This window comes from Rickettsia australis str. Phillips (genome assembly GCF_000273745.1).
Classification (GTDB): Bacteria; Pseudomonadota; Alphaproteobacteria; order Rickettsiales; family Rickettsiaceae; genus Rickettsia; species Rickettsia australis.
On sequence record NZ_AKVZ01000003.1, the window covers coordinates 46,685 to 58,576 of the forward strand.

An 11,892-nucleotide genomic window follows, 5' to 3' on the forward strand; every position below is an offset into this window, starting at 1 on the left:
ATATTAATTAATCCCTTCTATTGCCTAAAAATCTCATTAAATATAGGAAAAGATTTATAAAATCTAAGTATAAAGTAAAAGCTGCCATAATAGAGAGCTTTTGTCCTACTGCATCGTTTCCTGCCATGTAATACATAGACTTAATCTTTTGTGTGTCCCAAGCAATTAATCCCATAAATACTACTATTCCAATAAGAGAAGTAGCAAAAGAAAGAGCTGAGCTTTTCAGAAACAAGTTGACTAATGAAGCAATGATAAGACCTATAAGACCCATTGCAAAAAATGAACCCATAGATGTTAAATCTCTACTTGTACTATAACCGTACAAACTCATTGCTCCAAAAACGGAAGAGCAAATAAAAAAAGTACGAGCTATTGAGGTACCGGTATAAATAAGAGCTAAATATGCAAGCGACATACCGGTTAAACCGGCATAAACCCAAAACAATATTTGTGCTGTTTTCAGGTTCATTCGTCCGAAGCCCATAAAGAAATATAAAGCAATACCGAGCGGAGCAAATATTATAATAGTGCCGAAACCTGTTTGAAACATTAAATTATAAATAGGTTCAACTGATATAGTCGTTATGGCTGCTACACCGGTTAGTAAAAGTGCTAAAGCCATATAATTATATACTTTAAGCATGTATTTTCTTAAGCCTTTATCAAAAGTTTTATTCTTTGAGGTGGCAGTTAAAGTTTTTGTATAATCGATCATAAGTAACCTTAGGATTATGTTATTTACATAATAAAATATAGCCTGTTAGAGCTGTTTTTGCAAGCTATAATTATAAATATCTTGCATTGAATATAAAGCTGGTGATTTATCTTGTAGCCAAATAGCGGCTTTAATTACACCAATGACAAAAGAATTTTTATTCAGAGCTTCGTGTTTTAAAGTGATTATTTCATCGTCACCTAGTAAAGATATTTCGTGTATACTGTGAACATTTCCACCACGAAGCGAGGAAATACCTATTTCTTTTTCGCTTCTTGGTTTGTTACCACGATTAAATGCTATATTTAATCCTTTTTCCCTTGCAATCGTTTCAGCAAGCATAATAGCAGTCCCTGAGGGTGAATCTTTTTTATTACGATGATGGGTTTCTAGAATTTCAATATCGTAATCATCTAGTATTTTTGTTGCCTTTCTTACTAAATAGCTGAGCAAATTAGCTCCGGTACTCATATTTGCAGAATATAAAATAGGTAAAGTTTGAGCTGCTTTTTCTAAAAGCTTAAAATGTTGAGGCTGAAGTCCCGTGGTTCCGATTACTAATTTTGTATTATGTTTTAATGCATAATTAATTAATTTGTCTAATATTTCAGGAGTAGAAAAATCGATGATTACATCAGAATTTTTACAAAAATTATTTAAATCATCTAAATTATTAGTACTATTAAATTTTGCTGAAATTTTGCAATCTTTAAATTTATCTATTCTCTCTAGAATAGTTTTTCCCATTTTACCGGTAGAACCGCTAAGACCGATATTTATCATATTGGTAATAATATATTTCTAATAAATGAAACGAGTATACAATTTATGAAAGTATAATAGAGGCTTTAAGTCATTTTTAATAGTAGTATTTATTACTTCACCTATAAATATAACATGATCACCGGCATTGTAACAATCATATTTATTACATTCTATATGACAAGTTGCACCGTTTATTAAAGGACAATCAGTTTTATTGCCAAGCTCATAGGCAATTTTTGTAAATTTATTAGGTTGTGATTTAGCAAAATGTCTTGAGATATCAATTTGATTCTCTGCTAAAATACTAACTGCAAACTTATCATTTTTTTGAAAACTGTTTATACTGAAAGAGTTTTTATTAAGGCAAAATAATATTAACGGCGGTTTTAAAGATACAGAAGTAAAAGAAGTAGCAGTAAAGCCAAAAAGCTCGTTGTTACAATTTGTTGTTATAATAGTCACTCCTTGAGGGAATCGGCTCATAGCATCTTTAAATTGACTTTCTGTTACTGTCCCAACCATTTTTTCATAATTTTATTAATGGTTCCATCTTTTTTTAATGAATCGATTGCTTCATTAATTTCATTAATTAGTCCTGAGTTTTTAGACATACCTATAGCAAAATCGGATGAAAATTCTTCTAAAGTACTGCTTTCTAAATTTAAATTATTTTCTTTTAATTTTTTGCCTTGAAATTCCTCAGAAATAATAGCATCTATGACTCTAGCTTTTAATTCTTCAACTAACATTAAATGATTTGCTAAAGAATGAACTTTAATATTCATCGTTTGTGATAGATTTTGTGCTTTTTTTTCTAAAACACTACCAAGCTGTACTCCTACTATTTTATTCTCTAGATCTTTGCTATTTTGTATATTATCACCTGTTCTATATATTATAGCAAATCTTGCAGTAGCGTAATGATCGGAAAAGCTGATATATTCAGCACGCTCAGGTGTTACGGAAAGCTCCGCCACCGCAACGTCAATATTTTCACTAACTAGAGCTGCAAGTAAACCGTTAAAGTCAAAGTTTTTTATAATAACTTTTTTATTTAGACGTTTGCTTATTGCTTTGATAATATCAATATCAATCCCGACAATCTCTCCGTCTTGGATGAATTCATAAGGAGGATTATCTGCGGCAGTACCAACTATTAAAGTTTTTTCAGTTTCTTTTTTTTCACAAGAAACTAATAAGAAAGATAGTAAAAATATTTTCAGAAATTTCATTAAAATAATGTTTTAAGTTTGAGTATGTCCTCTACGAGGCATTGGTCTTGTTGTATGGCTTAAAAAACCCGTTCGGTGTCATACTGTGGCTTGACCACGGTATTCAAAAAAACAATAAAAATACTAATAATTTTAGTATTTTTAACTGGTTCCCGTGGTCAAGCCCACGGTATGACATAGGCGACATTGATCCACGCTGGCAACGCCTTCTCGCAATGACGGTTCCGATATCCGTATCCGTGCAACAAAACCTAATATTACCAATAAACATCAAAAACTCAATTTCTCCTTTAAAAGCTGATTCACAAGAGTCGGATTAGCCTTACCGCCGGTTTTTTTCATTACTTGCCCTACAAAGAAACCGAATAATTTATCCTTACCGCTTCTATAACCCTCTACTGATTTAGGATTTTCAGCTATCACCTCGTCAATTACCGTGTTTAGCACGTGATGATCCAAAACTTGTACAAGTCCTTTTTCCTCTACTATTTTATCAGCTGCTTTACCGGTTTCAAACATAATTTCAAAAACGGTTTTTGCAATTTTACCGGAAATAATATCATTTTCTATTAATGTTATTAGTTTTGCAAAGTCACTAGGAGTAATTTTGCATTCATTTATTCTGATCGATGCTTTGTTTAATTGTCCGAATAACTCACTAGTTAGCCAATTAGTAAGCATTTTAGGGTTACATTCATTTACTGCTTTCTCAAAATAGCCAGCAACTGATTCATCGGCTACTATTACTTCGGCATCATATTTACTTAAGCCAAATTCCTTCATATATTTTTCAATCTTTTGATCAGGTAGCTCAGGTAAATTTGCTTTTAGCTCGTCTATTAACTTATCGGAAATAACAAGCGGTAATAAATCAGGATCAGGAAAATATCTATAATCAAGTGCTTCTTCTTTTAAACGCATAGTTCGTGTTTCACAGCTATCGGCATTAAATAAGCGTGTTTCTTGAATTATTGCTTCACCGCTTTCAAGCAAGTCTACTTGTCTTTTAGCTTCAAATTCTATTGCTTTAATAATATTACGAATTGAATTAAGATTTTTAATTTCGCATCTTGTGCCGAGTGGTTCGCCACTACGTCGTACTGAAATATTAGCATCACAACGCATTGAGCCTTTTTCCATATCACCGTCGCAGCTGCCGATATAACGTAACAAATTTCTCAGCTTTTTTACAAATTCAGCCGCTTCGTCCGGTGATGATATATCAGGTTCGGTCACAATTTCCATAAGCCCAATACCGGCACGGTTTAAATCGATAAAGCTGTAATGTGGTGATTGATCATGCATAGATTTACCAGCATCTTGCTCTAAATGCAAACGGTTAATACGAATAGTTTTAAGATCGCCGGTACTAGTCGGTATTTCTATAGTGCCGTTTTGTACTATAGGATAGTAAAATTGTGAAATTTGGTAACCTTGCGGTAAATCGGCATAAAAATAATTTTTACGATCAAATACCGAATATTTATTTATTTTAGCTTTAAGCCCAAGTCCTGTTTTAATTGCTTGATGTACACAGTGCTTATTTAATACCGGTAACATCCCGGGCATTGCTGCATCAACATAGGAAACCTGTGAATTTGGACTTGCTGCAAAAATAGTACTACTGCCTGAAAAAAGCTTAGATTTTGAAGAAATTTGAGCATGGATTTCAAGTCCTATTACATACTCCCATTTCCCCGTATTACCTTCAATATATGCCATAATTAAAAACCCATAGGAATGCCCAGGTAGCAATTACTAAAGTCATTACTAACTGAATAAAATATTTTAGGAATCAAGCTTGGAACACTCCTACGCTTGATTTCAAAATAAAAAATTAATATATAGTAAAATACATTAAATTACTAAAACTTTATAAAATCAATTACTAGCTTTGGTTAAAACCCTGCCGGCTCAAATTTAATATGTTTTACACCTGACTCAATGGTCGATGCTACTTTCAAAACATTATATTCATCTAATTGTTTACCTATAATCTGCATCCCAAGAGGTAAACCTCGTGCCGATAATCCGGCAGGAACTGATGCACAAGGTAAACCTGCTAAACTTGCAGGAATAGTAAATAAATCGTTTAAATACATAATAGTCGGATCATTTTGTTTTGCACCAATCTTAAATGCTTCAGTCGGTGCTGCAGGTAACAAAATGGCATCAACTTTTGCAAAAGCATTATTAAAATCGTTTGCAACTAAACGACGTACTTTTTGAGCTTTTAGATAATATGCATCCATACAACTAGATGAAAGCACATATGTTCCAATCATAATACGACGTTTTACTTCCTCCCCAAATCCGGCTGATCTAGCCATTTCATACATTTCATCAAGTGTCATATTTTCACGTTCTACTCGAAGACCGTATCTAACGCCGTCATATCTAGATAAATTTGAAGAAGCTTCAGCCGGTGCTATTACGTAATAAACGGCAACACCGTATTTAGCATGCGGCAAAGTAATATCTACTATCTCAGCACCGGCGTTTTTAAGTAGCTCTATGGTATCCTGCCACATTTTCATAATATCAGGTTCAATACCACCTTCACCAAGGTTAAGAGGTACGCCTATCTGTATATTTTTCATAGAACTTCCGATAGCGGATTGTAATTTTGGAACTTCTGCTTTAATCGCAGTAGAATCTTTTTCATCAAACCCCATCATTGCTTCAAGCATAATGCTACTGTCTAAAACGCTTCTAGTGAATATTCCTGCTTGATCAAGTGAGCTAGCAAACGATACCATCCCGTATCTTGAGCAACGACCATATGTCGGTTTAAATCCAACTAAACCCGTAAAGCTTGCAGGTTGACGTATCGAGCCACCAGTATCGCTACCAAGAGCCGCGGATGCCATAAATCCACTAACTGCCGCAGCTGAACCACCTGAAGAACCGCCAGGAACTAAATCAGCATTATCATCATTTGCTTTCCAAGGGCTAATTACATTTCCAAAACAACTAGTAATATTTGCTGAACCCATCGCAAATTCATCCATATTGGTTTTGCCGAGCATCACGCCGCCCTTATCAAAAATATTTTGTGTAACGCTTGATTCATAATTAGGTATAAAATTTTTCAGTATATTAGAACATGCCGTAGTTCTAATGCCTTTTGTACAGAAAAGATCTTTAGCGGCAAACGGTATACCTTCAAGTGTTCGCGGTTGATTTTGAGCATAATTTTGATCGGCTGCTTCAGCCTGTTTTAAAGCTAAATCAAAAGTTTCGGTAACATAAGCATTTAGATTCCTATGTTTTTCTATTTGCTTAATATGTGCATTAACTAATTCTTTACTTGTAAAATCTTTATTTTTTAAACCTTTTACACTGTCTGCTACTGTTAATTTGTTTAGTTCTGTCATAATTATTCAACAACCTTTGGAGTGATAAAATATTTTACTTCTTTAGCAAGCTGAGCACTATTTCCGCTTACATTATCAAATAATTCATTTGATAAATCAGAACTTGTAACGGTGTCCTCTCGCATTCTAGCATTCATATTAGAAACTGAGGTTAAAGGCTCTATATCTTTGCAATCTATTTCATTTAAAATATCGATCATATCCATAATAGTACTAAGCTGAGTAGAAAATTTTTCTACAGTATCTTCTTCAAATTTTAATCTAGCTAATTTTGCTATTTTTTGTACTTCTTCTTTTGTAATCATAGTTTTATTATTTTGAGTAGTATAGTCTAATGTTATTCACGTGAAGTCTTGCTTGCGTAGCTCTGATTTCATGCCTGTAACTTGTAAGCTAGATCTTGGATATAGCATGTGATCCAAGATTCTATAGCAGATTTTATTTCATTAAGTCATAAAAGCTAATTAGTTATTTTTTCTAAAACTATCTTATTATCAAAACCACCATTAACTTTCTTTTTTTGTTTTTTATAGTTTATAGCCATTAATATTACAGATTGTTTCAAGTACTTCTAATATATTAGCTACTTCTTCCATATACTCAATCTTGTAAAAATTCCTCTACTTCTTCTAGTAGTTTATTGTGTAATAATTCTTTATACTCATATGATTCAGCAATATGAGTAACTGGTATCCTGCCTGATTTTAAGATAATTTCTGGAATTAAATCTCTAACTAATTTTGTCAGTATAGAGTCAATTTATGTCATTCTCTCTTGGCATTATTGCGTGGATCGGTAAAACCTATTCTGTCACCCTAGTCCGCTTGACCACTAGATGACATGTGTAACCTTATCAAACAGTCATTATTTCTTGTTCTTTTTGTTTTATTGCCGCATCAACTTTACTGCTATATTCATCAGTTAACTTTTGTACTTGTTCAGATAAGTTATGATACTCATCTTTTGCAATAATATTACCCTTTTCTAGCTTTTTAAGTTCTTCATTGCCGTCTCTTCTAATATTACGTAATGAAATTTTAGTATCCTCACCGTATTTATGAGCAAGCTTTACCAGTTCTTTACGTCTTTCTTCAGTTAAAGCCGGTATCGGTAGTCTGATTAATTGACCGTCCGTTGCTGGAGTTAAGCCAAGATTTGCTATAGTAATTCCTTTCTCTACTGAGGATACCATAGATTTATCCCAAACCTGCACGTTAATTGTTCGTGCATCAGGGGTGGATAGAGAAGCAACTTGTGAAAGCAGCATTTTACTACCGTAAGCTTCCACGGTTACGCTATCAAGCAAATTAACTGAAGCTCTACCGGTACGTAGCCCTTTAAGCTCATGATCTAAAACTTTGAGAGCTTTATCCATTTTTTCTTGTAAAATTTTCTTTAACGTTTCTGTATCCATATTATTTGATCCGTATATTATTAATCGAGACATTGTTATGTGTATTGGACAATACCCACAATATCATTCCCGCGCAGGCGGGAATCCAGTAGTTAAAAAGTACAGACAGGGTAAGTTTTTAAAATCAAAAGCTTGCTTTATGCTAGATTCCCGCGCGCGCGGGAATGACATAAAATGAGTCATGCAACAATGCCATAAAAATCATACCACAATTCACACTGCTTATTCCTCAATTGTCGTATATTCGCCTTTATCTTGTATTACTCTAGCAAAATTTCCCTGTTCTTTTATCGAAAATATTCTTAGAGGTAATTTATTTTCTCTTGCAACTGCAATAGCTGCCGTATCCATGACTTGCAGGTTGTTAGTTATAACATCTTTATAGTTAATAGTGAAATATTTTTTAGCATCAGGATTTTTTTTAGGGTCGGAATCATATACACCGTCAACTTGAGTTGCTTTTAATAAAATATCGCAATTCATTTCGATTGCACGAAGTACTGCGGCACTATCGGTTGTACAAAACGGGTTACCTGTACCACCGGCAAAAATTACTACACGCTTTTTTTCCATATGTCTTTTAGCTTTACGGCGAATATAAGGCTCACATACGCTCATCATAGGAATAGCCGATAGAACTCTTGTATAGATACCTAGGCTTTCCATAACGTTTTGTAAAGTTAATGCATTAATCACCGTTGCAAGCATACCTATATAATCCGCTGAAGCTCGGTCCATACCGACGAGTGCTGCATTAATCCCACGGTAAATATTTCCGCCACCGACTACGATAGCGACTTCTACTCCTAAATCAATGACCTCCTTAATATCGCCGGCAATCTTTTTTATTACCTCATATTCATGCCCAAATTGCTTGTCCCCCATTAAAGCTTCTCCTGAAACTTTAAGCAAAATTTTTTTATACTTTAGAGCGTTTATATCTGATGTCATTTCCTACTTCAAGTTATTTTTTATTTTTTTAATCATTCTACCTCTTTGTAGGTCGGTAATCGATGATTTATTGAGTGCATGCACTAATAACATATTATTATTTATATCAAGTGTTACCGTACCAGGTGTTAATGTAATCGAGTTACTATAAATTACTTCACCGATTTCTTCTAGCCCTTCTGCGTCAATCCATTCAAAAATCGGCTCTATCTCTATCTTTCTTTGCCAAATTATTTTGATCACCGAGAAAGCTGATTTCCATATTTCTAATAATAACCAAGGAAAATATAATATAAATTTAATTTTAGTGAGCATTAACATTTTCGGTTAATTTGATCTTTGAAGTAAAAGGTATTAGTAGCATTATAAATACAAATAACAGCCCTATCATATTAAATATATTATTTATTGCAATTACAAAAGCATCATTATTTAATTTGTTTGCTAATAACAAATATGATGCTTTGTCAGGATTAAGAACTTTTCCGCTTAATAATTCAGTATAAGAATCTAGCTGTTCTAATGCCATTATAGAAGTAGACGAGATATTTTCCGATAAATATTGCATAAAGATTTTAGTATCATTAGTAAGTATAGTGCTGATTATTGCAAGCCCTACTGTTCCTCCTAAATTACGAGTAAGATTATAAAGCCCGCTAGCGTTACCTACTCTTTCTTTTGGCATATTGCCAAGAGCTACATTCGGTATAAAACAAAACATTAAGGAAAGCCCTCTAACAACTTGAGGAAGCACAAAGGCAGCAAATTTAGAATCAGGTGTTAGAAAACTATTCAGATGACATCCAAGAGCAAACCCTCCAAGTCCTATAATAAGCATCAGGCGTAAATCTACCCCTAGCCCTAACATCCTACCGGCAAGTGGTGCAGATAAAAATTGTGCTCCGCCCGTCACCATCATAGTAGCCCCGATTTGTAATGTATCATATCCGGCAATAGTAAAGAGAAATAGCGGTAATATATATACTGCCCCGTATAATCCGATACCCATAACGAATGAATAAAGGCAACCAAAAGTAAAGTCTTTATAAAGGAATGTTTTTAAATCTAAAATTGGATTAATAAAGGTTAGTTCTCTAATGATTAATAAAATAAAACCTAAAGCTACTGCAATGCTTAAGAATAATATTAAATTATCCTCAAGCCAACCTTTTTTATTTCCTTCTTCTAAAACATACTGTAATAAGCCTAGCGTTAAAGCCATTAATAATATACCGAGAAAATCAAAATTTTTCAGTAATTTATAATTTGGTTTATCAAAATCACCATATAAAAATACTACCGTGCATACAAAAATACCGGGTATGACGTTTAATAAAAACATAAAATGCCATGATAAAATCTCTGTAATATATCCACCGAGTTGTAGGTCCTAAAGTAGGGGCGACAGTTACGACAAGTCCAATTAAGATAGTAACAGTAGGACGTTGTGATGCAGGAAAAATTATAAAAACGGTACTAAAGACCGTCGGTATCATAGCACCGCCAAAAAATCCTTGTAATGCTCTAAAGATAATCATGGATTCAATATTAGTTGCAAGCGAACATAATACGCTCATAACCGTAAACCCTAAAGCTGCAATGAAATAAGAAACTTTAGTAGAAAGTAACCTTGCTAAAAAGCCGGTAATAGGAATAATAATAACTTCAGTAAGTAAGATGTTTGAACACAAGAAAGTTCATCGCTTGAAGCGGCAAGACCTGCAGCTATTACAGATAATGAGTTAGCGACAATTTGAATATCAAGTACCGACATGAACATTCCGACAACCATACCAAAAAAAGCAAATAATTGCTTTTTAGAAAGGGCATGCGGTTGTAAATTATCATTTGACATAATTAAATTATGCAGTTTAAATTAAATAAAGTTAATAAGTAACATAAAAATATATGTTTAAAATAAAAAATTGTTGTACAACTTTTAATCTAACTATTTATTAGGATATAAGTAGACAAAACCTAATATATGGTAATCATTTTATTGATATTTAGCAAATAATAAATATGTGATTGATTTATTAAAAAATATTTACTACAATATTAATATTTATTAACTATAATTGATTTATCAATATGCAAAATCCAGCACAAAAAGTTATATCTTTTTCAGAGAATAAATCTGATATAGAACGCATAAAGAAATCAATAGAAGAAGGGTGGGCAATAGTAAAGCTAGTACCTAATAAAGACCGTTTTATTGGACTTTTAGAAAAGATTTCGCATGCTGAAGATGAAACAATCTATATTCCTCCAAGAAAAAAGATAATAGTTAATTAATACGGATAGTGAGTTATTACATAATCTGCTATTCGGCTAAAAAGTTGAATATAAAAGGTGAAAGGTAGATTCCATCTTTTATATAAAGCTAAGTATATATTATTTTTTAGCAAAAACTTATAATTTTTTACAAAGTATAATAGAATTGTCTAAAAAGTGATTTTGTTTATACCTCTCTTAAAAAGATCTTATTGTCATTCTCGTGTAGCATTATTGTGTGGACCGGTAAAACCCATTGTATCACCTAGTTCGCTTGACCATGTAGTCCATAAAAACAATAAAAAAGACTCAGGTCCTCGCTATCTTATTCTCAATCTTCTGATCTAACCTCGATAAAGCATTGTCATTTACTGCCTTTACTGATAGTTCCATTACTTTCTCTATTGTTATTTAAGGCTTGTATCTCTTTTAAATAAGGTGATTTTATTTTTTAGATAAGATATTACTTTTTCTCTTAGTTCAGGTATCATAATTGCTATATTAACTAAACAAGAGTCTGTATAAATATGAACACAACTTTTATCTAGATTTATAAATTTTTTAATAAACGGTAATATAATATCAAAATCTATTTTTTTTAATCTGATTACTATATAAATGAATCCTTGAAAAGCAGTTTTATATATTTGCTCACTTTCTTTTTTTCAAGAAAATACAGGCAAACCTCTAATGCTTCTTTAAATTTAAAGAATTTTGACAGAAACTTAAAATAAACTCTATTTTTTCTTCTTCATTATTTAAGTAGAGCATTAATGTTTTATCTGTATATCTCTTTAGAATTCCCTCATTAAAAAAATCAATTCCATTTTTAAAATATTCCAAATAAATCTTACTTCTTAATCTTATTACATGGTAAGTAATCTGCTATAGGGTATCTTTAGTTTCATATAATATTCTCTCATTTTTACTATTTAAGTTGTTAAACAAAATAGGTAATATTAATTTTGCTTTAATATTGCTAAACCTAAAAGCTAAGCTTCCTAAAGCTTGAAGTGCCGCAGCTTGTATTAATGTTCCTATGGGGGATACAAAATCCCTTGCCTTTAGGTGAAGGGAAGATATAATGAAGTTACTTTGGTAACGAATTTATAAAGAGATATAAGAAGTTAAGAAAAAATAGCCATAGGATTTGAAAGTACA

11 protein-coding genes and 2 pseudogenes are annotated in these 11,892 nt (G+C 32.5%); 1 reads left to right on the top strand and 12 read right to left on the bottom strand.

The window, feature by feature from the left end; all coding sequences use genetic code 11:
* Positions 1–7: 7 nt before the first annotated feature.
* The 12 genes and pseudogenes from A452_RS0100560 to A452_RS07770 all read right to left on the bottom strand — a co-directional run bounded on the left by A452_RS0100560 (position 8) and on the right by A452_RS07770 (position 10,312).
* On the bottom strand, positions 8–718 hold the full coding sequence (locus A452_RS0100560) for a Bax inhibitor-1/YccA family protein (protein ID WP_014413171.1): 711 nt from the start codon (positions 716–718) through the stop codon (positions 8–10).
* A 45-nt stretch (positions 719–763) separates the two neighbouring features.
* A complete protein-coding gene (gene dapB / locus A452_RS0100565; RefSeq protein WP_014413170.1) occupies positions 764–1,501 on the bottom strand; it encodes a 4-hydroxy-tetrahydrodipicolinate reductase in 738 nt (245 codons plus the stop codon).
* 18 nt (positions 1,502–1,519) lie between these two features.
* Positions 1,520–2,005 (bottom strand): flavin reductase family protein, encoded by a 486-nt coding sequence (locus A452_RS0100570; RefSeq protein WP_014413169.1) that lies wholly within the window; start codon positions 2,003–2,005, stop codon positions 1,520–1,522.
* Complete coding sequence (locus A452_RS0100575) at positions 1,990–2,715, bottom strand: ABC transporter substrate-binding protein (RefSeq protein WP_014413168.1); 726 nt, start codon at positions 2,713–2,715, stop codon at positions 1,990–1,992. The genes A452_RS0100570 and A452_RS0100575 overlap by 16 nt, the downstream gene beginning before the upstream one ends.
* Before the next feature lie 270 nt (positions 2,716–2,985).
* Positions 2,986–4,437, bottom strand: coding sequence for an Asp-tRNA(Asn)/Glu-tRNA(Gln) amidotransferase subunit GatB (gene gatB, locus A452_RS0100580; RefSeq protein WP_014413167.1), 1,452 nt, complete (start codon positions 4,435–4,437; stop codon positions 2,986–2,988).
* A 176-nt stretch (positions 4,438–4,613) separates the two neighbouring features.
* On the bottom strand, positions 4,614–6,092 hold the full coding sequence (gene gatA, locus A452_RS0100585; protein WP_014413166.1) for an Asp-tRNA(Asn)/Glu-tRNA(Gln) amidotransferase subunit GatA: 1,479 nt from the start codon (positions 6,090–6,092) through the stop codon (positions 4,614–4,616).
* Between the two features lie 2 nt (positions 6,093–6,094).
* The gene (gene gatC, locus A452_RS0100590) at positions 6,095–6,397 is read right to left on the bottom strand and encodes an Asp-tRNA(Asn)/Glu-tRNA(Gln) amidotransferase subunit GatC (RefSeq protein ID WP_014413165.1); all 303 of its coding nucleotides are present in this window, start codon (positions 6,395–6,397) and stop codon (positions 6,095–6,097) included.
* A gap of 222 nt (positions 6,398–6,619) precedes the next feature.
* Positions 6,620–6,839: pseudogene (locus tag A452_RS12910) on the bottom strand (nucleoside triphosphate pyrophosphohydrolase).
* A 106-nt stretch (positions 6,840–6,945) separates the two neighbouring features.
* Complete coding sequence (frr, locus tag A452_RS0100600; RefSeq protein WP_014413164.1) at positions 6,946–7,506, bottom strand: ribosome recycling factor; 561 nt, start codon at positions 7,504–7,506, stop codon at positions 6,946–6,948.
* A gap of 222 nt (positions 7,507–7,728) precedes the next feature.
* On the bottom strand, positions 7,729–8,457 hold the full coding sequence (pyrH, locus tag A452_RS0100605) for a UMP kinase (RefSeq protein ID WP_014413163.1): 729 nt from the start codon (positions 8,455–8,457) through the stop codon (positions 7,729–7,731).
* A 3-nt stretch (positions 8,458–8,460) separates the two neighbouring features.
* Complete coding sequence (locus A452_RS0100610; protein ID WP_014413162.1) at positions 8,461–8,778, bottom strand: monovalent cation/H+ antiporter subunit E; 318 nt, start codon at positions 8,776–8,778, stop codon at positions 8,461–8,463.
* Positions 8,762–10,312 (bottom strand): annotated as a pseudogene (locus tag A452_RS07770) (DHA2 family efflux MFS transporter permease subunit). Before A452_RS07770 ends, A452_RS0100610 begins: the two are co-directional and overlap by 17 nt.
* Before the next feature lie 236 nt (positions 10,313–10,548).
* Here A452_RS07770 and A452_RS0100620 point away from each other — a divergent pair.
* Positions 10,549–10,752 (top strand): DUF2674 domain-containing protein, encoded by a 204-nt coding sequence (locus A452_RS0100620; protein ID WP_014413161.1) that lies wholly within the window; start codon positions 10,549–10,551, stop codon positions 10,750–10,752.
* The last annotated feature ends 1,140 nt before the right edge of the window (positions 10,753–11,892 follow it).